General features: G+C 70.2%; 25 protein-coding genes. 2 read left to right on the top strand and 23 right to left on the bottom strand.

The genetic code is table 11. The features are described 5' to 3' along the window. Nucleotides 1–348 precede the first annotated feature (348 nt). The 5 genes from ACFYZ8_RS09835 to rpsB all read right to left on the bottom strand — a co-directional run bounded on the left by ACFYZ8_RS09835 (nucleotide 349) and on the right by rpsB (nucleotide 5,088). A complete protein-coding gene (locus ACFYZ8_RS09835; protein WP_388534046.1) occupies nucleotides 349–1,518 on the bottom strand; it encodes a phosphatidate cytidylyltransferase in 1,170 nt (389 codons plus the stop codon). Then, nucleotides 1,518–2,075 carry a ribosome recycling factor gene (gene frr, locus ACFYZ8_RS09840; RefSeq protein WP_037708751.1) on the bottom strand — a complete coding sequence of 186 codons (558 nt, stop codon included), beginning with the start codon at nucleotides 2,073–2,075 and terminating at the stop codon, nucleotides 1,518–1,520. The genes ACFYZ8_RS09835 and frr overlap by 1 nt, the downstream gene beginning before the upstream one ends. 148 nt (nucleotides 2,076–2,223) lie before the next feature. Next, nucleotides 2,224–2,982 (bottom strand): UMP kinase, encoded by a 759-nt coding sequence (gene pyrH / locus ACFYZ8_RS09845; RefSeq protein WP_020138770.1) that lies wholly within the window; start codon nucleotides 2,980–2,982, stop codon nucleotides 2,224–2,226. A gap of 188 nt (nucleotides 2,983–3,170) precedes the next feature. Next, nucleotides 3,171–4,007: a translation elongation factor Ts gene (tsf, locus tag ACFYZ8_RS09850; protein ID WP_359031034.1), complete on the bottom strand. Its 837-nt coding sequence runs from the start codon at nucleotides 4,005–4,007 to the stop codon at nucleotides 3,171–3,173. A gap of 157 nt (nucleotides 4,008–4,164) precedes the next feature. Next, the gene (gene rpsB, locus ACFYZ8_RS09855) at nucleotides 4,165–5,088 is read right to left on the bottom strand and encodes a 30S ribosomal protein S2 (protein WP_359031033.1); all 924 of its coding nucleotides are present in this window, start codon (nucleotides 5,086–5,088) and stop codon (nucleotides 4,165–4,167) included. Between the two features lie 338 nt (nucleotides 5,089–5,426). On the opposite strand from rpsB, the gene ACFYZ8_RS09860 reads away from it, so the two are divergent. Next, on the top strand, nucleotides 5,427–5,966 hold the full coding sequence (locus ACFYZ8_RS09860; RefSeq protein WP_388534051.1) for a M23 family metallopeptidase: 540 nt from the start codon (nucleotides 5,427–5,429) through the stop codon (nucleotides 5,964–5,966). A 27-nt stretch (nucleotides 5,967–5,993) separates the two neighbouring features. On the opposite strand, the gene ACFYZ8_RS09865 is transcribed toward ACFYZ8_RS09860, so the two are convergent. The 18 genes from ACFYZ8_RS09865 to proS form a co-directional block, all read right to left on the bottom strand. Continuing rightward, on the bottom strand, nucleotides 5,994–6,551 hold the full coding sequence (locus ACFYZ8_RS09865) for a helix-turn-helix domain-containing protein (RefSeq protein WP_359031059.1): 558 nt from the start codon (nucleotides 6,549–6,551) through the stop codon (nucleotides 5,994–5,996). 105 nt (nucleotides 6,552–6,656) lie between these two features. Next, entirely contained in the window at nucleotides 6,657–7,499 is an 843-nt protein-coding gene (whiG, locus tag ACFYZ8_RS09870; RefSeq protein ID WP_359031031.1) for an RNA polymerase sigma factor WhiG, read from the bottom strand. A gap of 253 nt (nucleotides 7,500–7,752) precedes the next feature. Beyond that, nucleotides 7,753–8,910 carry a DNA-processing protein DprA gene (dprA, locus tag ACFYZ8_RS09875; RefSeq protein WP_388534054.1) on the bottom strand — a complete coding sequence of 386 codons (1,158 nt, stop codon included), beginning with the start codon at nucleotides 8,908–8,910 and terminating at the stop codon, nucleotides 7,753–7,755. Then, entirely contained in the window at nucleotides 8,907–10,532 is a 1,626-nt protein-coding gene (locus ACFYZ8_RS09880) for a YifB family Mg chelatase-like AAA ATPase (RefSeq protein ID WP_359031029.1), read from the bottom strand. The genes dprA and ACFYZ8_RS09880 overlap by 4 nt, the downstream gene beginning before the upstream one ends. A 1-nt stretch (nucleotide 10,533) precedes the next feature. Then, on the bottom strand, nucleotides 10,534–10,896 hold the full coding sequence (locus tag ACFYZ8_RS09885) for a YraN family protein (RefSeq protein WP_069765491.1): 363 nt from the start codon (nucleotides 10,894–10,896) through the stop codon (nucleotides 10,534–10,536). A 101-nt stretch (nucleotides 10,897–10,997) separates the two neighbouring features. Continuing rightward, a complete protein-coding gene (locus ACFYZ8_RS09890; protein WP_003965949.1) occupies nucleotides 10,998–11,306 on the bottom strand; it encodes a DUF2469 domain-containing protein in 309 nt (102 codons plus the stop codon). A 56-nt stretch (nucleotides 11,307–11,362) separates the two neighbouring features. After that, nucleotides 11,363–11,899, bottom strand: a complete 537-nt coding sequence (locus tag ACFYZ8_RS09895) for an NUDIX hydrolase (protein ID WP_388534057.1) — start codon at nucleotides 11,897–11,899, stop codon at nucleotides 11,363–11,365. Next, nucleotides 11,889–12,662: a signal peptidase I gene (gene lepB, locus ACFYZ8_RS09900; protein WP_388534059.1), complete on the bottom strand. Its 774-nt coding sequence runs from the start codon at nucleotides 12,660–12,662 to the stop codon at nucleotides 11,889–11,891. Before lepB (ACFYZ8_RS09900) ends, ACFYZ8_RS09895 begins: the two co-directional genes overlap by 11 nt. 116 nt (nucleotides 12,663–12,778) lie before the next feature. Then, nucleotides 12,779–13,750 (bottom strand): signal peptidase I, encoded by a 972-nt coding sequence (lepB, locus tag ACFYZ8_RS09905; protein WP_359031026.1) that lies wholly within the window; start codon nucleotides 13,748–13,750, stop codon nucleotides 12,779–12,781. After that, nucleotides 13,638–14,732 (bottom strand): signal peptidase I, encoded by a 1,095-nt coding sequence (gene lepB / locus ACFYZ8_RS09910; protein ID WP_388534062.1) that lies wholly within the window; start codon nucleotides 14,730–14,732, stop codon nucleotides 13,638–13,640. The genes lepB (ACFYZ8_RS09905) and lepB (ACFYZ8_RS09910) overlap by 113 nt, the downstream gene beginning before the upstream one ends. After that, nucleotides 14,725–15,420 (bottom strand): signal peptidase I, encoded by a 696-nt coding sequence (lepB, locus tag ACFYZ8_RS09915; RefSeq protein WP_388534065.1) that lies wholly within the window; start codon nucleotides 15,418–15,420, stop codon nucleotides 14,725–14,727. The genes lepB (ACFYZ8_RS09910) and lepB (ACFYZ8_RS09915) overlap by 8 nt, the downstream gene beginning before the upstream one ends. A 45-nt stretch (nucleotides 15,421–15,465) precedes the next feature. Continuing rightward, a complete protein-coding gene (gene rplS, locus ACFYZ8_RS09920) occupies nucleotides 15,466–15,816 on the bottom strand; it encodes a 50S ribosomal protein L19 (RefSeq protein ID WP_013000407.1) in 351 nt (116 codons plus the stop codon). A gap of 133 nt (nucleotides 15,817–15,949) precedes the next feature. After that, the gene (trmD, locus tag ACFYZ8_RS09925; RefSeq protein ID WP_359031022.1) at nucleotides 15,950–16,783 is read right to left on the bottom strand and encodes a tRNA (guanosine(37)-N1)-methyltransferase TrmD; all 834 of its coding nucleotides are present in this window, start codon (nucleotides 16,781–16,783) and stop codon (nucleotides 15,950–15,952) included. Then, nucleotides 16,780–17,325 (bottom strand): ribosome maturation factor RimM, encoded by a 546-nt coding sequence (gene rimM, locus ACFYZ8_RS09930; RefSeq protein WP_388534068.1) that lies wholly within the window; start codon nucleotides 17,323–17,325, stop codon nucleotides 16,780–16,782. The genes trmD and rimM overlap by 4 nt, the downstream gene beginning before the upstream one ends. Before the next feature lie 112 nt (nucleotides 17,326–17,437). Next, nucleotides 17,438–17,677, bottom strand: a complete 240-nt coding sequence (locus ACFYZ8_RS09935; RefSeq protein WP_003973401.1) for an RNA-binding protein — start codon at nucleotides 17,675–17,677, stop codon at nucleotides 17,438–17,440. A 2-nt stretch (nucleotides 17,678–17,679) separates the two neighbouring features. Further along, the gene (gene rpsP / locus ACFYZ8_RS09940) at nucleotides 17,680–18,099 is read right to left on the bottom strand and encodes a 30S ribosomal protein S16 (RefSeq protein WP_037708517.1); all 420 of its coding nucleotides are present in this window, start codon (nucleotides 18,097–18,099) and stop codon (nucleotides 17,680–17,682) included. Nucleotides 18,100–18,350: 251 nt separating this feature from the next. Continuing rightward, on the bottom strand, nucleotides 18,351–18,950 hold the full coding sequence (locus tag ACFYZ8_RS09945) for a hypothetical protein (protein ID WP_355741128.1): 600 nt from the start codon (nucleotides 18,948–18,950) through the stop codon (nucleotides 18,351–18,353). A 261-nt stretch (nucleotides 18,951–19,211) separates the two neighbouring features. Continuing rightward, nucleotides 19,212–20,627: a proline--tRNA ligase gene (gene proS, locus ACFYZ8_RS09950; RefSeq protein WP_359031020.1), complete on the bottom strand. Its 1,416-nt coding sequence runs from the start codon at nucleotides 20,625–20,627 to the stop codon at nucleotides 19,212–19,214. 200 nt (nucleotides 20,628–20,827) lie between these two features. Between proS and ACFYZ8_RS09955 the strand changes: the two genes are divergently transcribed. Beyond that, on the top strand, nucleotides 20,828–21,685 hold the full coding sequence (locus tag ACFYZ8_RS09955) for an SAM-dependent methyltransferase (RefSeq protein WP_388534073.1): 858 nt from the start codon (nucleotides 20,828–20,830) through the stop codon (nucleotides 21,683–21,685). Nucleotides 21,686–21,720 lie beyond the last annotated feature (35 nt).

Below are 21,720 nucleotides of genomic sequence, written 5' to 3' on the forward strand. Positions count from 1 at the left end.
GGGCTTCGCCCCGGCGATGACATCGGCGCTGAGACCGCCCGCAGTCGTTGACGCTCACGAACGGCCACCCCCAGGGGCCGCGGTGCGCGCTGCCCACTCATCCCGCTCCCCCGTTCGAAAACCGACGCGATGGTCAGCATCCCGGACGAGATTCCGCGGAAACGGCTCCTTTTACCTGTGCGAAGCAAGCCCTGACGCACAATTTGCGCCAACCTGGCCTGGGCCAAGCCGGCCTTGGTGAAAGGCAAAGAATGGGCCCCTGTGATCTCGACGACCGGGCCCCCGTCCTGATAACAGGACGGGGGCCGAAAAGCCGTACAAGGGGAGCCGTACGCGACGACCCCGCGGTCAGCCGGACCCCACGAACAGCACCAGCAGCAGCCACACCACCGGCGCCGTCGGCAGCAGGGAGTCCAGGCGGTCCATGATGCCGCCGTGGCCCGGCAGCAGCGTGCCCATGTCCTTGATGCCGAGGTCGCGCTTGATCATCGACTCGCCGAGGTCACCCAGCGTCGCGCTGGCCGCGACCGCGAGGCCGAGCAGCAGACCCTGCCACCAGGTGCCGTCGTCGATCAGGAACTCCATGCACAGCGCACCCGCCGCCATCGCGAAAGCCACCGCTCCGACCAGGCCCTCCCGGGTCTTGCCGGGGCTGATGCGCGGCGCGAGCTTGTGGCTGCCGAAGCGCCAGCCGACCGCGTAGGCGCCGGTGTCGCTGACGACGGTCAGCAGCAGGAAGGTCAGCACACGTGCCGCCCCGTCCTCGGCCGTGAGCATCATGGCGACGAACGTGGCCAGGAACGGGACGTAGAACGCCGCGAAGACGCCCGCCGTGACGTCCTTGAGGTAGCCCTCCGGCGGTTCCGTCATCCGCCAGACGAGGACCGCGAGCGCCGTGAGCGCCATCGCGACCCAGGCACCCTCGGCGCCTCGGACGTATCCGGCGACGACCATCGCGGCCCCGCCGAGCGCCAGCGGCACGAGCGGCGCCTTGATGCCCTTGCGCTCCTCCAGCCGCTTCGTCAGCTCCCACAGTCCGACCACCACGGCGACCGTGATCACGCCGACGAACGCCGCCTTGACGAAGAACAGCGACGCGATGATCACCACGCCGAGTCCGACGCCGACCCCTATGGCCGCGCCCAGGTCCCGCCCCGCGCTCTTCTTCTGCGGCGCGGGTGCCGGCTGCGGGGCATCGGGCATGGGCTCCGGATTCTGCTTCTGCGGCGCACCCGGGTGGGGCTGCGCCGATGCGGTCTCGTCACGGAACGTGTCGTCCCGGAACGTCTCGTCCCGGAACAAGGGACCGCTCAGCCGAGCGGCCCCCCGGTCGTCATCCTGGTCGTCACCGTAGCGGGGTACAGCGGGTCCGTCGGGCACGATGGGCATGGGGCGAGTGTGCTGCGCGTCATGCGCATCGTACGCGGGACCCGCCGGGGCAGCCCCCTGGACAGGCCCCTGGTCGGACGGCCCCCAGTACCCGGTGTGAGGCGGCGTCGCCCAGGAAGAGTCGTTCATCAGACCTCGAGAAGCTCCGCTTCCTTGTGCTTGAGGAGCTCGTCCACCTGGGCGACGTACTTGTGCGTCGCGTCGTCGAGCTCCTTCTCCGCACGGCGGCCCTCGTCCTCGCCGACCTCGCCGTCCTTGACGAGCTTGTCGATCGCGTCCTTGGCCTTGCGGCGGACCGAGCGGATCGACACGCGCGAGTCCTCGGCCTTGCCCCGGGCGACCTTGATGTAGTCGCGGCGGCGCTCCTCGGTGAGCTCGGGGAACACCACTCGGATGATGTTGCCGTCGTTGCTCGGGTTGACGCCCAGGTCGGAGTCGCGGATCGCCTGCTCGATGTTGCGCAGGGCGGTCTTGTCGAACGGGGTCACGACGGCCATGCGCGGCTCCGGCACGGAGAACGAAGCCAGCTGGTTGATCGGCGTCGGCGCACCGTAGTAGTCGGCCACGATCTTGTTGAACATCGCCGGGTGCGCACGCCCGGTGCGGATCGCGGCGAAGTCCTCCTTGGCGACCACGACGGCCTTCTCCATCTTCTCCTCGGCCTCGAGGAGGGTCTCTTCGATCACCACTTGCTCCTGCGTGTCTTGAGTAGGCCCGGCTGCTGTTCCATGTGCCTGGGGGCGGCGGCCGGCTGCGTCGCGTCTTCTTCCTGCACGGTTCCCGACCGGCAGGACATTGTCCATCCCCCGGTCAGGGACCGGGTGTGTCCCCGGGTCAGTCCCGGCTGTCCTGGTCGCCCACCAGCGTGCCGATCTTCTCACCCTTGACGGCGCGGGCGATGTTGCCCTCCGCCAGGAGCTCGAAGACCAGGATCGGGAGCTTGTTGTCGCGGCACAGCGTGACGGCCGTGGCGTCGGCGACCTTCAGGTCACGGGTGATGACCTCGCCGTATCCGAGGGCGTCGAACTTGACCGCGTCGGGGTTGGTCTTCGGGTCGGAGTCGTAGACCCCGTCCACGCCGTTCTTGCCCATGAGCAGCGCCTCGGCGTCGATCTCCAGGGCGCGCTGGGCGGCGGTGGTGTCGGTGGAGAAGTACGGCATGCCCATACCGGCGCCGAAGATGACCACGCGGCCCTTCTCCAGGTGGCGCACGGCCCGCAGCGGGATGTACGGCTCGGCGACCTGGCCCATGGTGATGGCGGTCTGCACCCGGCTGTCGATGCCCTCCTTCTCCAGGAAGTCCTGGAGGGCGAGGCAGTTCATGACGGTGCCGAGCATGCCCATGTAGTCCGAGCGGGCGCGGTCCATGCCGCGCTGCTGGAGTTCGGCACCGCGGAAGAAGTTGCCGCCGCCGATGACGACGGCGATCTCGGCGCCGTCCCGGACGACGGCGGCGATCTCACGGGCGATCTTGTGCACCACGTCGGGGTCCACACCCAGGCCCCCGCCACCGGCGAACGCCTCTCCGGACAGCTTCAGCAGAAACCGGCCGCGCACTTTGCCGTCGTCGCTCTTCTGGGCCTTGGTGGTCATGGGATCCCGCCTCTTTCACCTGTTGCACATACGAAGAAGGCCACTGCCGGTTGGGAACTGGTTCGCATCCCATGCGCGGCAATGGCCTCCTCGTCAGATCTGCTGTCGTCCGCCACGCGCGTGCGTGGCGGCGTACCGGACGACTGCTGACGACCCTATAGGGCCCGCGCGTCGCTCGCGGTACGGACTCAGATGCCGACCTTGATGCGCGTGAAGCGCTTCAGGGTGACACCGGCCTCGTCCAGGACCTTCTGGACCGACTTCTTGGGGTCGAGCGCGTACGGCTGACCGAGCAGCGTGGCGTCCTTGAAGAAGCCGTTGACGCGACCCTCGACGATCTTGGCGATCGCGGCCTCGGGCTTGCCCTCGGCGCGGGTGGTCTCCTCGGCGATACGGCGCTCGGACTCGACGACCTCGGCCGGCACGTCCTCCTTGGAGAGGTACTTCGGCGCGAAGGCGGCGATGTGCTGGGCGACACCGCGAGCGGTCTCCGCGTCCGGCTTGTCCAGCTCGACGAGGACACCGATCTGCGGGGGCAGGTCGGGCATCGTGCGGTGCATGTACGCGGTCACGTAACCGTCGGTGAACTGCGCGAAGCGGTCCAGGACGATCTTCTCGCCGAGGTTGGCGTTGGCCTCGTCCACGTACGCCTGGACGGTCTTGCCGGCCTCGATCTCGGAGGCGAGCAGGGCCTCCAGGTCGGCCGGGGAGGTCGCGGCGACGTGCTCGGCGATCTTGTTGGCCACAGCCTGGAACTTCTCGCCCTTGGCGACGAAGTCCGTCTCGCACTTCAGCTCGACCAGGACACCGGAGGAGTTGTCGTCGGCGATGATCGAGACCACGGCGCCGTTCTCGGCGGAGCGGCCCTCGCGCTTGGCGACGCCCTTCTGGCCCCTGATGCGAAGCGCCTCGACAGCCTTCTCGACGTCGCCCTCGGCCTCGTCCAGCGCCTTCTTGCAGTCCATCATGCCGGCGCCCGTGAGCTCACGGAGCTTCTTGACGTCGGCGGCGGTGTAGTTCGCCATGAGTCTGTGAATCTTTCTCGAAGTCTGGAAGATCGAAGATCTACGGGGTCTACGGCCCCCATGTAGCCGGGGACCGCCGACTCTCCGCTGACCTACGGGTGAACGGCGGGAGCGGAGTTGGTGCACCGCTCCCGCCGTCACCCCTGACGCTGACGGATCAGGCCTGCTCGGCGTCCGCGGCCGGAGCGGCCTCGGCGGGAACCTCAGCCTCGGCGGCGGGGGCCTCGGCGGCCGGGGCCTCGGCAGCGGGAGCCTCGGCGGCGTCCGCGGCCGGAGCAGCCTCGGCGGGAGCCTCCTCGGCCTTCTTCTCGCCACCCTCGAGCAGGTCGCGCTCCCACTCGGCGAGCGGCTCGCCCGCGGCCTTCTCGCCCTTGTCACCGGTGGCGACGCGCGAGCGGCTGATGAGGCCCTCGGCGACGGCGTCGGCGATCACGCGGGTGAGCAGGGTGACGGAGCGGATCGCGTCGTCGTTGCCCGGGATCTTGTAGTCGACCTCGTCGGGGTCGCAGTTGGTGTCGAGGATGGCGACGACCGGGATGTTGAGCTTCCGGGCCTCGCCGACCGCGATGTGCTCCTTCTTGGTGTCCACGATCCAGACGGCGCTGGGCACCTTCTGCATCTCGCGGATACCACCGAGGGTCTTCTCCAGCTTGGCCTTCTCGCGCGAGAGCACGAGAAGCTCCTTCTTGGTCAGACCGGAAGCGGCGACGTCCTCGAAGTCGATCTGCTCGAGCTCCTTGAGGCGCTGCAGACGCTTGTAGACGGTCGAGAAGTTGGTGAGCATGCCGCCCAGCCAGCGCTGGTTGACGTAGGGCATGCCGACGCGGGTGGCCTGCTCGGCGATGGCCTCCTGCGCCTGCTTCTTCGTGCCGACGAACATGACCGTGCCGCCGTGGGCGACGGTCTCCTTGACGAACTCGTAGGCGCGGTCGATGTACGACAGCGACTGGAGCAGGTCGATGATGTAGATGCCGTTGCGCTCCGTGAAGATGAAGCGCTTCATCTTCGGGTTCCAACGACGGGTCTGGTGACCGAAGTGGACGCCGCTTTCCAGCAGCTCCCGCATCGTGACGACGGCCATGGCCGTTCTCCTTGGTGTTCTCGGTTGTACCGCGGGTACCGGAGGGCACCCGCGCCTGACGCCCGCGACGCGCCTTGCCGCAAAGGACCGAGAGGCGCTGACACCGACCGCGTGACGGCGAGGTGTCGGGGCGTGCGAAGTCGACCCGGTGACCCGGATCGCCAGAAGAAGTGTACGGGACCCGCGAGGTACCGGGTGACGCCGCTGTCCACAACCGGGAAGTAGTCCACAGGCCCCGGCCATGATCGGGGTGGATGCGGGACGGTTCTCGTATGCGAGCGAAGCGATACGGACGAGGCAGGCGAGACAGGCGACGCAGGCGATGCGGTACGTGGCTGGTGCTGGGGTTTCTGCTGTTCCTGACGGCGCCCGCGCCCGCGCCGAAGCCGGTCTCCCTCGCGCCGGCGGCCACGACCACGGACGTCTCGGTACCGGCGATCGGCCGCGCCTGGCCGGTGGGCACGCGCCCGGCGGTCCTGCGCGGCTGGGAACCCCCGGCGACGGTGTACAGCCCCGGTCACCGGGGCGTGGACCTGGCAGCTCCTGCCGGCACCCCGGTGCGGGCGGTGGCGGCGGGCCGGGTGTCCTTCGCGGGCCGGGTGGCGGGGAAGGGCGTGGTCTCGGTGGAACTGGCGGGCACAGATCTTCGAGTGACCTACGAGCCGGTGACGGCGTCGGTGGGGAAGGGCGACGAGGTGGCGGCGGGCGAGGTGGTGGGCGCGGTCGAGCCGACGGGCTCCCACTGCACGGCGCCGTGCGTGCACTGGGGTCTGCTCAGGGGCGACACCTACCTCGACCCTCTCTCCTTGCTCCCGCCATGGCTCCTGCGCCGGGGCCCGTCGAGACTGCTCCCCGTACTCGGGGTCCCCTTGCCCTGACTGCGGCACCTCACGAGAGCGAGGACCTCAGCCCCGCACTCCCCGCAGCGCCATCGAGACCGCGGCCTCGGTGATCACCGAAGGCTCCTCCGCCGCCCCCAGCTCGATCCGCCGCACAGCCGCGTCCACAACCCCCTGCACCAGCATCGCCGCCAGCCGGGGCTGCCCATGTCCCATCTCCCCGAGCGCCTCGACGATCATCGCGACAAGGCCCCCGTGCGCCGCCCGGATCTTCTCCCGGGCCCCCGCGTCGAGCTCGCTCGCGGAGATGGCGACCACGGCCCGGTGCCGCCGGTCGCCGACCAGTGCCAGCTGCTGCCGCACATACGCCTCGACCTTGCCCTCAGCCGTCGAGGCCCCCTCCATCGCCGCGGAGACCTCCGCGGCCCACACCGGGAAATCGACCTGGCACAGCTCCTCGACCACCGCCGCCCGTGACCGGAAGTACTCGTACACGGACGACCGCGCGAGTCCCGTCCGCTCGGCGAGAGCCGGGAAGGTCAGCGCCTCCGTCCCGCCCTCGGACAACAACGACCGAGCCGCGTCCAGCAGGGCGGCTCGCTGCATCGACCGGTGCTCGGCCACGGAGGCCGCTCGAATCCTTGGCACGTCAACCACTGTACGGACGCGCCCCTCGCGACGGGAGTCACTCCACCCGACCGGCTGTCACCGGCAGTCCGTACCGCCGGGTCAGCGGCCGAAACTGGCCAGCTTGGCCCGCAGCTGCAGCACGGACTTGGTGTGGATCTGACTGACCCGGCTCTCGGTCACTCCCAGCACGTTCCCGATCTCGGCGAGTGTGAGTCCCTCGTAGTAGTACAGGGTCACCACGGTCTTCTCCCGCTCGGGCAGCGTGTTGATGGCCCGCGCGAGGAAGCGTCTGAGCTCCCGGTCCTCGGCGACCTCCACGGGGTTGTCCGCGGCGGTGTCCTCCAGGGTGTCCATGAGGCTCAGCCGGTTGCCGCCCTCGCCGCCGACGTGCAGCAGCTCCTCCAGCGCCACCACGTTGGCCAGCGACAACTGGCTGAAGACCGCGTGGAGATCGTCCACCGCGATTCCCAGCTCGCCGGCGACCTCTCCCTCCGTCGGCGTCCGCCGCAAGCGCGCCTCCAGCGTGGCGTACGCCCGCTCGACGTTGCGCGCCTTCTGCCGCACGGATCTCGGGATCCAGTCCAGCGCCCGCAGTTCGTCGATCATCGCGCCCCGGATCCGGGTGATCGCGTACGTCTCGAACTTGATCTCGCGGTCGATGTCGAACTTCTCGATCGCGTCGATCAGTCCGAAGACCCCCGAGGACACGAAGTCCGCCTGCTCGACGTTGGGCGGCAGCCCGACGCTCACCCGCCCGGCGACGTACTTCACGAGCGGTGAGTAGTGCAGGATCAGCTGCTCACGCAGCCGCTCGTCCCCGGTCGCCTTGTACGACCGCCACAGCTCGTCGAGCGTCGAGGGAGCGGGCGGCCGCACGCTGCCACCGTCACGGGCGGCTGGGGGGATCGCCGCCCGGTCGGACCCGGAGGTGTGCTGGGGCATTCGTCGCCTTGTGCCGTTCTGCCGTGAAGTACGCCGATGTACGCGATGTACGTGAAGTGCGTCGGAACCCCCGTGAGCGTAGCGTGACTGAAGCGTCGCAGTGCGCAAAGGGCGGGGCCGGGCGCAGGCGCAGACACGTTCCGTGGGCCGCTCCCGCGAGGCACGGCCGTCGCCCTGTGTGATCAACGGAACACCCCAACTGCGGGAATTCCCAAGGGCTTCGGGGTTCCCCCGGACGGCCGAACACGCTCGGTCAACACGGGCCGCGGCCGCCCCGGACGGAGATCATCGCCTGGCGTGTCAACTTCCAGCCGTCGCCGTGTCGTTCGACGTAACCAAGTGCACGGAGTTCGTACAGTCGCGCGATGGCGTCGTCCGGCGTCGTCTGCGCACCGCGTGCGATCTCGTCCACGCCGGCCTCCCGGCTGCCGGGCAGCGCGGACAGCACTCTGCGCGCCACCGGGGCCAGCAGATCGCGCGGCAGCACGGGTCCGCGCCGGTCGGGTGCCAGCTCCCCCATGTCGCCGACCAGCTCGACGACTTCCGCGGCGTCCGTGACCAGGGTGGCGTCCCCGCGCAGCAGCTCGTGCACCCCGGCCGACAGGCTGCTGGTGACCGGCCCGGGCACCCCCATCGTGTGACGGCCCAACCGCTGTGCGGCTCGGGCGGTGACCAGTGAGCCGCTGCGGTGGGCGGCCTCGACGACCACGGTGCCCCGGGTGAGGGCGGCGATCACCCTGTTGCGCAGCACGAATCTGCTGGGCGTCGGATGATCGCCGGGTGGCAACTCCCCGATCACCAGGCCCTGTTCCGCGATCCTGGTGATCAACTGGACGTGTCCGCGCGGGTAGGGCCGGTCGACCCCGCAGGCCAGGACCGCGACGGTGGCGCCGCCCGCGCCGAGGGCACCGCGGTGGGCGGCGCCGTCGACCCCGTAGGCCCCGCCGGACACGACGACCCACCCGCGCTCGGCGAGCCCGGTGCCGAGGGCGGCCGCCATGTGGGCCCCGTACTCGGTACAGGCACGGGCCCCGACGAGGGCGACGGACCTCAGCGCCCACATCCGCAGACTGGGCCGCCCCCGCACCCACAGCCCGATCGGCCGCGCGTCCCCGAGGCCGTCGAGCTGTCCCGGCCACTCGGTGCTCCCGGGCACGACGAACCGCGCCCCGGCCTCGTACGCGACGGCGAGATCCCGGCGCGGTTCGGCCACCAGGGCCCTGGCCCGCAGTCCGCTCCACCGCTTCTCACTCACCCCGGGCAACGGCACCCCGCCCTCGCGCAGCCGCGCGGCCACCTCCTGTGCACCCCACTCCCGCACCCACCGCCCCACGCCCTCGTCCCCGGGTTCGAGGACCCGGGCGAGGAAGACGCGGGCGAGGACTTCGTCGTCGGGTTCGCCGCCGGTCATGTCATCGCCCCGATGGCCATGGGCACACCCCGGGGCACTCCGGTGCGCAGCTGGAGCGCCAGGGCGACGTCCGTGGCGTCCGGGCGGTCGTGTCCGACGAGGTCCGCGACGGTCCAGGCGACGCGCAGGACACGGTCGAGCCCCCGGGCGGTGAGGACACCCCGCTCAAGATTCCGCTCGGCCTCGTCCATCGCTCCGGACACGGCGTGCCAGCGGCTGCGCAGCTCGCGTCCGGGGACCTCGCTGTTGGTCCGCCACGGGGTACCGGCGAAGCGCGCGGCCGCCCGTTCCCTGGCGGCCCGCACCCGGTCGGCGACCACCTCGGTCGACTCGCCCCGAGCCCCCCGCCCGGTGAGCTGGTCCCGCGTGACGCGGTCCACCTGGACCCGCAGGTCGACCCGGTCGAGCAGCGGGCCGGAGAGCCTGGCCTGGTAGCGGCGGATCGCCGAGGGCGGGCACTCGCAGAAGTCGTCGGTCTGCGAGAAGCGGCCGCAGGGACACGGGTTGGCCGCGAGCACCATCAGGAACTTCGCGGGGAACCGTACGACGCCCGCGCTGCGCGCGATCACCACGTGCCCCGCCTCCAGCGGCTGCCGCAGCGCGTCGAGGGCCTGCGTGTTGAACTCCGGGGTCTCGTCCAGAAAGAGGACACCTCGATGGGACAGCGACACCGCCCCGGGCCGGGCGATGCCCGGTCCGCCCCCGACGAGGGCCTGCATGGTGGCCGAGTGGTGCGGGGCGCAGTAGGGGGCGACGTCGATCAGGGGCTTGCCCGGCGGCAGCAGACCCGCCACCGAGTGGACGGCCGTCACCTCTAGCGACTCCTCCCGGGCGAGCCGGGGCAGGACGGCGGGCAGCCGTTCGGCGAGCATCGTCTTGCCCGCGCCGGGCGGGCCCTCCAGGAAGAGGTGATGGCCGCCGGCCGCCGCGACCTCCACGGCCGTCCGCGCCGAGGTCTGTCCCACGACGTCGGCCAGGTCGTGGCCGTGGTCCTGCTGGGCTGCTCCGGCGCTGTGCATGCCGGTGGCGGCCCCCGTGCCCGGCACGCGCAGGCCGGCCAGGAGCGGATCGGGGCGGCCCGGCTCGTGCGGTTCCTCGTCGGGCACCGGTTCGTCGGCGAGCACCGCGATCAGCTGGCGCAGGCTGCGGACGCCCAGAACGGAGACCCCGGGCACCAGCGAGGCCTCGGCCGCGGCACACTCCGGTACGACGACCTGCACGTAACCGGCGTCGGCGGCGGCCAGCACTGCGGGCAGGATGCCCCGGACAGGGCGCACCCGCCCGTCCAGGCCCAGCTCTCCGATCATCACGATGTCGGCGAGCACACGCGGGTCGATCCGCTCCGAGGCGCCCAGTACCGCACACGCGACAGCGAGGTCGAATCCCGAGCCCGCCTTCGGCACCGACGCCGGGCTGAGCCCCACCGTGAGCTTCTTCTGGGGCCATTCACCGCCCGAGTTCACGACGGCCGCCCGGACCCGGTCCCGGCTCTCCGTCAGGCTCTTGTCCGGCAGCCCCACCAGGGTGAACGCCGCGACCCCGGGCTCCAGGTCCGCCTGGACCTCGACCACGACCCCCTCGACGCCCACCAGCGCCACCGAGCACGTTCGGGCGAAACCCATCTCAGGCCACCCCCCGTGCGTGCTCGACCACGGGCGCGCCGCGCTGCGGCAGCACGACGCCCACCAGGTCGATGCGGACGCCTCCCGGTGGCGCCCCTCCATGGGCGTGGATCCAGCACGCGGCGAGGCCCCGCAGGCGCTCCGCCTTCTCGGGGGTCACGGCGGCCATGGGGTGCTCGAAGGCGCCCGTCCGCCGTGTCTTGACCTCGCAGACGACCAGGACCTCGCCGTCCCGCGCCACGATGTCGATCTCGCCCGTCCTGCCACAGCGCCAATTGCGCTCCAGGACCGTCATCCCGGCCTCGGTCAGCCGCCGCGCGGCCAGACTCTCGCCGTACTTGCCGAGTGCACTGCGTGCGTTCATGTCGGCACCACCTCCGGCGCCAACGATCACGCAACCCCGCCCACCGAGTTGATCTTGGTGGACTACTCACCGGTTGTGGAAAACCGGGTCACCCACAAGCGTCACCCACCCGGCAGCTCCAGATCACTCTTGTTCAGCTCCTCGATGTTCACGTCCTTGAACGTCAACACCCGGACCTGTTTCACGAAGCGGGCCGGCCGATACATGTCCCACACCCACGCATCCGCCATGGACACCTCGAAGAACACCTCACCCTGGACCGAGTGCACCTGCATCTCGTAGTCGTTGGTCAGGTAGAAGCGCCGCTCGGTCTCGATCACGTATTTGAACAGACCGACGACATCGCGGTACTCCCGGTAGAGCTTGAGCTCCATCTCGGTCTCGTACTTCTCGAGGTCCTCGGCGCTCATGGCATGTTCCCCTTCAGCCGTGCGATCCCACCATTGTGCGCCAGTCCCGTCAGCCCCTAGACGATTTCGGTGTCCAGGGTCACGGGCCCGGCCGGGGGACCTTCGTCGAGCAGCCTGCGCAGCAGCTCGGCGAGTCTGGTCGGATACACCGTCTCATGTGCCCGGGTCAGTTCCTGACACGTCCACCAGCGCGCTCCGGCGACGCTGCGCCGCTCCAGCTCGGTCAGGGCGGTGGCCCGGGTGGCCGTCACCGTCGTACGGGCCAGGTAGTACCACTCGTCCTGGTCCCAGCGACGGCCCGCGAACGGGAACGAGCACGTCCGCCGCCAGAGCACCGGCCCGAGTTCCACCTCGGTGATACCGGTCTCCTCGGCGAGTTCCCTCAGGGCGGCCTCTTCACGGGTCTCGTCGCCCTCCAGTCCGCCGCCGGGGGTGAACCACCAGTCGTCGGCCGGATCGTCCGGCTCGTGCCCGTGCAGCAGCAGGATGCGGTCCTCGGGATCGAGCAGCACCACCCGGGACACCTTGCGCAGCCCGCCCGCCGACGCGCCTTCGTACGGGTCCCCGGCCGCGGCCGACGCCTCAGCGGGCACCGACGGGCTCCGTCCGGACACGGGAGCGCCTGCTGAAGAGCTTGGCGACGGGCCCGTACGCGCCACCGCCCAGCACCAGCACCCCGCCGGCGACGATCATGACGAAGATCGTACGCAGCGGACCCGGCGAGGAGAGCGCGCCGAGCGGCTCGAAGCCGGTGGGGCGCTCCAGCATGCCCTTCATGGGCCAGACGACGGCGTCCACGCGAGCGGTCACGGCCGAGCGCGCGACGGTGCCCCGGGCGGCGTCGGTGAGGTGGGCGGAGGAGTCCAGCGAGCCCTGGCGCTCGTCACCGAGCAGGAAGAGACGTCCCTGGGGCACCTTCACGGTCGGGATGGTCTTGTCCTCGACCGGGTTGCCCTTGAGGTAGGTCTCGTCGATCTCCTTGCCGTTGACGGTCAGCTTCCCGTCCGTGCAGCAGGAGACCGTGTCGCCGCCCACCGCGACGACACGCTTGACCACGGGGGCGTTGGTCACCCAGGTGGTGTCGGTGAAGACGACGACGTCGCCGCGGCGTATCTCGTCGCCGTCGACGCGCTGGGCGAGCACCCGGTCACCCACCCCGATGGTGGGCGTCATCGAGCCCGTGGGCACGGTGTAGGGCCGGTACAGCACCGCGCCCCAGGCGAATCCGCCGAGAAACAGCACCAGGCCCAGTGCGACGGCCAGTCCGGACAGTCGCTGTCCGGTCCGGCCGCCCACCGGGCCCGTGCTGGTGCCCCCGCTGCGCGGGGCCGTACGTGTAGTGCTCTCGCCACCCATGGATCCGCACCCTACCCGGCGGTACCTGGCCCGGGCAGCCCCTCCTGCCCGGCCGGAGCACCAAGCTCCGCAAAGCTTTCACCAGGCCCGTGGCAGCGCGATCCGGCGAGGAGCGCTCAGCGGGTCCGCTCGGCGGCGGCCTTCCTGCGACGCCACAGCGCCACCGGCACCACGCCGACGAGGGCGATCCCCTGCGGCGCGACCGTCAGGGCGGCGGACGCCGACGACTGGTCGTTGAGACCGGCCTGGTCGAAGGTGTCCGGCTTCGGCAACGTGCCCCAGCGGTTGATCGGCCAGGCCTTCACGATGGCGCGCCCGACGACGTCGTCGACCGGGACCATGCCGTGGTGCTTGTCCGACTGGTTGTAGCGGGAGTCACGGGAGTTCTGCCGGTGGTCGCCCATGACCCAGATGTACCCCTTGGGGACCTTCACCGTGAACTGGCCGCCCTGGTCGTCCTGGCTGCACGGGGTGTTGCCGGCGTAGACGTACGACGCCTCCTCCAGTGCCTTGCCGTTGACCTTCAGCGGGCCGGTGCCCTTGCAGGAGACCGTGTCCCCGCCGACGCCGATGACGCGCTTGATGAGGTCCTTCTCCGTGGCGGACGGCATGAGACCGATCCAGGAGAGGAACTTCTGTACGGCGTTCGGGTCCGCCGTCGGCTCGCCCGCCAGCCAGTTGTCGGGGTCGTGGAAGACGACGACCTCGCCGCGCTCCGGCTCGGAGCCGAACCACGGGGTGAGCTTGTCCACCAGCACACGGTCACCCTGCTGGAGGGTGTTCTGCATCGAGTCGGACGGGATCGAGAAGGCCTGCACCAGGAAGGTCTTGATCAGCAGCGCCAGCACGAGCGCGATGACGACCAGGAGGGGCAGCTCCTTCCAGAAGGAGCGCTGTTTCCTCGCCCCGGGGGCCGCATCGCCGGATCCTCCTCCCCGAGTCTCCGTCGTCGTACCGTCCTCGGTCGCCCCGGAGTCATTCCCGGAGGTCACGGCGCTGTCCGCGGCCGGGTCGGCTGCTTCCACGGGGCGTCCGCGGTGCTCCTCGCCGTCGTGCCCGGACCGTGCGCCAACCGCCACATCCCCCACGCCAACTCCTCACTCTGTGCCGCCGCCTGCGCCAGATACGGCGCAGGCCCACCACTCCCATAACGAGCGGGAGTTCCGCAGGGCTCGGGAGTTGGATCGCTTCGTTCGGATCCTCGGGAGCAACCCTAAGCGACTCCTGGGAGGCTGCGGTCGCCCCGGACACCGAGTCGGCAATGGAAGAGTAAGTTTTCGGTTCGTCCAGCATGTTCCAGTGGCCGAACGGCCATGCGATGACCCTGGCCCGGCCGACCACCGAGTCCAGGGACACGGTGCCGCCGTAGTCGGTGTCCTGGTGCGAGCGGGAGTCCGCCGAGTTGGCGCGATGGTCACCCATCACCCACAGCCGGCCCTCGGGGACGGTGATGTCGAACGGCTGGGTGGACGGGGCGTTCCCGGGATACAGGTAGTCCGTCTCGCTCAGGGGGACGCCGTTGACGGTGACCCGCCCCTCGGCGTCGCAGCACTTGACGCGGTCGCCGCCGACCCCGACGACCCGCTTGATGAGGTCCTTCTCGTTGTCGGACGGCAGCAGGCCGATGAAGGTGAGGCCCTCCTTGACCTGCTTGACGACGACGGGGTCGTCCTTCTTCGTCGTGGTCTGCTCGTCCTGGAGCCAGCCGCCCGGATCCTTGAAGACGACGACGTCCCCGCGCTTGGGCTCGGAGCCGAACCACGGGGTCAGTTTGTCGACCAGGACGCGGTCGCCGATCCGGATCGTCTGCTCCATCGACCCGGACGGGATCACGAACGCCTGGACGAGGAACGTCTTCAGGACCAGGGCTATCAGGACGGCCACGCCGACGAGGAGGGGTATCTCCTTGACCGCGCCGCGCCTTCTGCGCCGCTTGACCTTGCGCTGGAGTTTGCGCCGCTCCGCGCGCGAGCGGCCGCCCGCGGGGCTGGCGGACCGCCGCACGCCGGTCGGCAGCAGGTTGTCGGCGGCGCTGCTGGAGACACCGCGCGGTTTGCCGCGGTTACCCATGCGCGCCCTCCACCGCGGGCACACGCGCGTAGGCGGCGGAACGGTGCAGCCGGACGGCGTGACCGGCAGGCCAGATGATCCAGTCGGCCCGTCCGAGGACGGCGTCGACGGGGATCATGCCGCCGCCCGGTGAGCCCAGATGGTTCCGGGAGTCGCTGGAGACGCTTCGGTGGTCACCGAGGACGAACAGGGCGCCGTCGGGCACCTCGACGTCGAAGGAGACCGAGGACGGGCTGTCACCCGGGTACAGGAAGCCCGACTCGTCGACCGACCGGCCGTTCACCTCGATCCTCCCCTTCTCGTCGCAGCAGACCACGTGGTCTCCCCCCACGCCCACCACGCGCTTGATGTAGTCCCCGTCCCCGAAATACCCGGTTCCGTCGAACACGACCACATCTCCCCGCCGCGGCTCGGCACCGAAACGGTACGCCAACCTATTTACGAGAACGCGGTCGCCGATCCTCAATCCGTTTTCCATGGATCCGCTGGGAATCTGGAAAGGTCTGACCACGAAGGTACTGATCAGCAAAAGAAAGGCCAGGCAGAGCAGCAGGGTCAGGGAGATCCGGCCGCCGGGCAGCCACGAGGTGACTCTCGACACCAACGCGAAACGCGACCGTCCCTCCACGGCCCCTGGTGCGGGGCGGGAGGAGCGGTCGCGCTCCGTCGGCTGTGCTTCGGTGTCCATCGAGGCCAGATGCTATCCGGCCGCGCTGTGACGTCCGAAAGGCGCTCAGTTGTCGCGCTTCTCCTTGATCTTCGCGGCCTTGCCGCGGAGCTCACGGAGGTAGTACAGCTTGGCGCGACGCACGTCACCGCGGGTGACGAGCTCGATCTTCTCGACGATCGGGGTGTGCACCGGGAAGGTGCGCTCGACGCCCACGGAGAACGAGACCTTGCGGACCGTGAAGGTCTCGCGGACACCGGCGCCCTGGCGACGGATGACCACGCCCTTGAACTGCTGCACACGGGAGCGGTTGCCCTCGATGACGCGCACGTGGACGTTGACGGTGTCACCCGGACGGAAGGCCGGGATGTCGCTGCGCAGCGACGCGGAGTCGACGGAGTCGAGCAGGTGAGACATTTCGTCTGCTTTCTTCGCCCATGCCACAGGTCATCGGCGGTAGCTAGTGGTTCGTGAGGAGGCTGTCCGTGTCGGGGCGGGCGTCGTGTCCCCCTGTGGCAGGGGCGCACGCCGGACGACGCACAACAGCGGCCTATTCTTCCACGCCTTCTGGCCTGCGCCAAAATCGGCCGTACGGCTCCCCCGCCGGGTCCGGCGCCCAGCCCAGGATGGAGAGCATCTCGCGGTCCTTCTTGTCGAAGGCCGCCGGCTCACAGCGCTCGATGAGGTCGGGCCGGTTGGCCGCCGTACGCCGGAGCGCCTCGTCGCGGCGCCAGCGGGCGATCTTGCCGTGGTGCCCGCTGAGCAGCACGTCCGGGATGCCGCGGCCGCGCCACTCGGGCGGCTTGGTGTAGACGGGGCCTTCGAGCAGGTTCGCCATGGCTCCGGGCGCGAAGGAGTCGTCCCGGTGCGACTCGGCGTTGCCGAGGACGCCGGGCAGCAGTCTGGCCACCGCCTCGGTGACCACCAGGACCGCCGCCTCACCGCCGGCGAGGACGTAGTCGCCGATGGACACCTCGTGGACCGGCATCCTCGTGGCGTACTCGTCGATGACCCGGCGGTCGATGCCCTCGTAGCGGGCGGGCGTGAAGATCAGCCAGGGGCTCTCGGAGAGCTCCACGGCGAGTTCCTGGGTGAAGGTCCGGCCGCTCGGGGTGGGCACGATGAGGGCGGGCGCGTGGGAGCCCGTCTCGTAGCCGTCCGCCAGCACGGAGTCCAGCGCGTCGCCCCAGGGGTCGGTCTTCATGACCATGCCGGGGCCGCCGCCGTACGGGGTGTCGTCGACGGTGTTGTGGCGGTCGTAGGTCCACTCGCGCAGGTCATGGACGTGCACGTCGAGCTGTCCACGCGCGCGTGCCTTGCCGACGAGGGAGACGTTCAGGGGTTCGAGGTACTCGGGGAAGATCGTGACGACGTCGAGCCTCATGCGCCGTCTTCCTTGGCGGACGCGATCTCGGCGCTGTCGTCGATCAGCCCGGGCGGCGGCGTGATGACCGCCCTCTGCTCCTCCAGGTCGATCTCGCTGACGATCTCCTCGACGAACGGGATCATGACCTCGCTGCCGTCGGGCCGCTCCACGATGAACAGGTCCTGGGAGGGCAGGTGCGAGATCTCGGTGATCCGCCCGACCTCGACACCGTCGGCGGTGACCACGTCCAGGTCCATCAGCTGGTGGTCGTAGTACTCGTCCTCCTCCTCCGGCAGCTCCTCCGGATCGACCTCGGCGATCAGGAGGGTGTTGCGCAGGGCTTCGGCGGCGGTGCGGTCCTTCACGCCCTCAAAGCGCAGGAGGAGGCGGCCGCTGTGGACGCGGCCCGTCTCGATGGTGAGGGGGCCCGTCGCGGCGGGGTCCGTGAGCAGGACGGCACCCGGCGCGAGCCTCAGCTCCGGCTCGTCGGTGCGGACCTCTACGGTGACCTCGCCCTTGATGCCGTGGGCACGGCCGATGCGAGCGACTACCAGCTGCACTGTGCTTGATCTCCTGGACGACAAGTAGGTACGACTGCGGGCCGGGGATACGACTACGGGCCGGGGACGGCCCAGCGGCCCTCCCCGGCCCGAGCCGGTACTGCGTTTGACGTCAGCGGACGTGGTCGACGTCGACGAGGTCGACGCGGACACCGCGGCCGCCGATGGCGCCCACGACGGTACGCAGGGCGCGTGCGGTGCGGCCGTTGCGGCCGATCACCTTGCCGAGGTCGTCGGGGTGGACCCGGACCTCGAGCACCCGCCCGCGGCGCAGGTTGCGCGAGGCGACCTGCACATCGTCAGGGTTGTCGACGATGCCCTTCACGAGGTGCTCGAGAGCCTCCTCGAGCATGCTCAGGCCTCGGTCGACTCGGACTCAGCCGCAGCCTCGTCCTTCTTCTCGGCCTTCTTCTTCTGGGTGATGGCCTCACCCTTGCCCTCGTCGTCGCCACCGAGGGCCTCGAACGACGGACGCGCGGCCTTCTCGGCCGGCTGGAGCAGCGGAGCCGGGGCGGGCTCGCCCTTGAACTTCTGCCAGTCGCCGGTCTTCTTCAGGATGGCGAGCACGGGCTCGGTCGGCTGCGCGCCGACACCCAGCCAGTACTGCGCGCGCTCCGAGTCGACCTCGATGCGCGAGGGGTTCTGCACCGGGTGGTACAGGCCGATCTCCTCGATCGCACGACCGTCACGACGGGTACGGGAGTCGGCGACGACGATGCGGTAGTGAGGCGAACGGATCTTGCCCAGACGCTTCAGCTTGATCTTGACTGCCACGGGAGTGGGTTCTCCTGGATTTGACGTGGTTGGGCACGGCGAGACTGCCGCGTGGGGTTGCGGTACCCGAGTGCCCGATGGACGCGTCAGCCGGAGGCGAGAGGGTTCCTGTGCGGCTGTCGAGTACAGCTAGCCATTGTGCCACATCCCGCGGCTCCTCTCCGACCGAGGCCGCGCCCGAGCATGCCTGAGGGGCACCTGGCACTCCAGGTGCCCCAGCAGGACCGCGACTGCCACGAGCAGCCGCGATCTCAGCTCGCCGCGGCGACGATCTCGGGAATGCGGAACGGCTTCCCGCAGCCCCCGCAGACGATCGGTGCCTGGGCCAGGACGGAGGGGACGACCCTCACATTGCGGCCGCAGTCGCAGACCGCCTTGACCCGGACCCCGCCTCCGGAGGAGCCGTGCCGGGCCGCCGGGCCCCGGAAGGAGCGGGCGGTGTCGGCGGAGGTCGCCGCCGTGTGGGCCTTGAGGGCGCGCTGGAGCCGCTCGATGGTCGGGCGGTAGCGGCGCTTCGCCTCGGGGGTGAGCGTGACCAGGGAGAAGCCGCTGCTCGGATGCGGTTCCTCGGGGTGGTCCAGGCCCATCTCCTCGGCGATCGCGAGGAATCTGCGGTTGTGGTAGCGGCCGGCGCGGGAGGTGTCGCGGATGCCTCGCGCGGCGGCGATGCCGTGGACTGCCTCGTGAAGCAGTCGCTCGAAGGAGAGTTCGTGACCGCACGCGGACGACGACTCCCCGATCAGGGACTCTGGCGCGGCAAGGTCGGGCAGCTCGGGGTGGTACCGCTGAATGTCGGCCCACGCCTCTGCCAGCTCTGCGGCGAGAACAGGTGGTGTCTGTGTCGTGCTCACGTAATGACAACGAGCCAGGGTGCCCCTGTGTTCCTATTCCGGGGCATCCCAAATAATTTGCACGTACCCGTCAGTTGCCGCTGATACGTGGAGACGAGGGCGGGTGCGCTGATCTGCGGAGAAGCCTCACAGCTCATACCAAGCCGGTACGTAGTGTGAGGTACGCCCCGGCGCGTAGATCGTGTCCACGCGCCGGTGCGGTTGTGATCCGCAGGTGCGCAAGGGGCGTTTCGGTCGCTCTCGCACCGGAAGGGCGCTGACTCAGTAAGCGCGCGCGACGACTGCGACGTTACCGGGGGCGTCGTCGGTTCCCGGCACCGACCCGTCCGCCGCGACCAGACACCGTACGGTCACCCCGTGCGCGGCCAGCCTGGCCTCGCCTTCTTCGCCGAGAGTGGCCCACGGGATCCGCGCCCAGCCCCCGGCGACCGCGGCCTCGACGGCCTCGTCGAACGTCGACACCTCGGCCGTCCGGGACTCGCGGCGCGCGCGGGACTGGGCCAGCAGCAGCGCCTGGTCCTCTTCGAGGGCGGAGGGCAGCAGCCGTACGAGATCGTCGAGGGCGACCGCCTCCTTGCCGCCCGGGATCCGGCGGGCCACCATCGCGGTGCCGCTCTCCAGGTCACGGGGCCCGATCTCGACGCGGACCGGTACGCCCTTGAGCTCCCAGTCGACCGCGCGGCGGCCGAAGGGGGTGTCGGTGCGGTCGTCGACGTGGACGCGCAGCCCCGCCGCCTTCAGCCGGTCGCCGAGCTCGCGGACCTTGGCCAGAACCGGCTCGTCGCCCTTGATGGCGAGAACGACGACCTGGGTCTGGGCGAGCCTGGGCGGCACGCGCAGGCCGTTGTCGTCGCCGTGCATCATCACCAGGGCGCCGATCATGCGGGTGGTCGAGCCCCAGGAGGTCTGCCAGACGAGTTCCTGGGTGCCGTCCTTGGAGAGGTACGAGGTGTTGAAGGCCTTGGCGAAGTTCTGGCCCAGCTCGTGGCTGGTGGCCATCTGGAGGGCCTTGCCGTCGCCCATCATGCCTTCGAGCGTGAGGGTGTTGATCGCGCCGGCGAAGCGCTCCTTGGCGGTCTTGCGGCCCGGGACGACGTCCATGGCGAGGACGTCGGTGATGAAGTCCTCGTAGACCTCGCGGTGGATGCGGGAGGCGAAGTCGCGGGCGTCCTCGAAGGTCGCGTGCGCGGTGTGGCCCTCCTGCCACAGGAACTCCGTCGTCCGCAGGAAGAGCCGGGGCCGCAGTTCCCAACGCACCACGTTCGCCCACTGGTTGATCAGCAGCGGCAGGTCGCGGTAGCTCTGCACCCACTTCGAGAAGTAGTCGTTGATGATCATCTCGGAGGTGGGGCGGACGACCGCGGGCTCCTCCAGTTCCTTGCCGCCGCCGTGGGTGACGACCGCGAGTTCGGGCGCGAAGCCCTCGACGTGGTCGGCCTCACGGGTGAAGTAGGACTGCGGGATCAGCAGCGGGAAGTACGCGTTCTGGGTGCCCGTCTCCTTGATGCGGGCGTCCATCTCGGCCTGCATCCGCTCCCACAGCCCGTACCCGTACGGTCGGATGACCATGGTGCCGCGCACCGGACCGTTGTCGGCCAGTTCGGCCTTGGTGATCAGATCCTGGTACCAGCGCGGGAAGTCGTCCGCCCGGGGTGTGAGAACAGGTGCCTTTGCCATGGCGCGATGTTACGGGCGCACGTTGCCGGGATGTGAATTCTTTTCCCCGGCACATGCCAACCCGCAAGCGGGGCCCTTCTGCCTCTGGACGCGCGGTCGAGTGCGGAGTTACCTGGCATACGGGGGAAGTGCGAGCGCACGTCACGGGGGCCACGGAACCGGGCACCAAGTCAACTCTCGGCGGATTGGGGCGCTTATCCATGACACCTACGCTCGTGCGGCAGCACCTGCCTTCGACGGGAGAGACCTCCCGTGCGGACCTCGGTGCACGCGCGCGTGACTGGTCCGAGATCCAGGAGCGGATGCTGGTTCCGCTGTACGAGGCCGTCTACGAGCGACTGGAAGTGGGCCCCGCGACGCGGCTGCTGGGCCTTGGCTGCGGCAGCGGCCTCGCCCTGCTGATGGCGGCCTCCCGAGGCGCCGTGGTCGCCGGTGTCGAGCCCGCCTCCCCGGAACGGCTGGCGCTCGCGCGGGAGCGGTTGGAGCCGCAGACGTGGGGCACGCGCGCGCGTGCCGGCGCCCGGCTGGTCGAGGGAGCGCCGGAGGGCGCCGCCGACGCCGGCACTCCCTCGTACACCGTCGTGACCGCCTTCGAGCCGATCGGGGGCCTCGCGGGCGACGCGGAGGGACTGGGCGGACTCCTCGCCGCGGCGACACCGCTCGCCGAGCGGGGGGCGCCCGTGGCGCTCGTCGGCTGGGGTCCCCCGGAGCGGTGCGCGACGTCGTCCGTGCTGCGGGTGGCCACCAAGCTGGCGGATCCGCTGCGCGGCACGGGCAGTTGGCGGCCGGCCCGGCGCGACGACCTGGAGGAGGTGGCCCAGCGGGCCGGCCTGAGGCCGGACGGCTCGGGCCGGGTGTCCTGTCCCTTCGGGTACGTCGGCCTCGACAGCGCGCTCAAGGGGCTGCTGTCGACCGGGCTCTTCGACGCGGCCATCGAGGCGACCGACCGGGCGCAGGTGGACAAGGAGGTGACGGAAGCCCTGCATCCGTATCAGCGCCGGAACGGCACGGTGTGGATGCCGAACGTCTTCCGGTACCTGATCGCGAGGGTTCCCTAGGTCTCCGTGCACGGACCCGGCGTGGAGCCGTCCCC

It is taken from the genome of Streptomyces sp. NPDC001668 (assembly GCF_042893155.1).
In the GTDB taxonomy this organism is placed as follows: Bacteria; Actinomycetota; Actinomycetes; order Streptomycetales; family Streptomycetaceae; genus Streptomyces.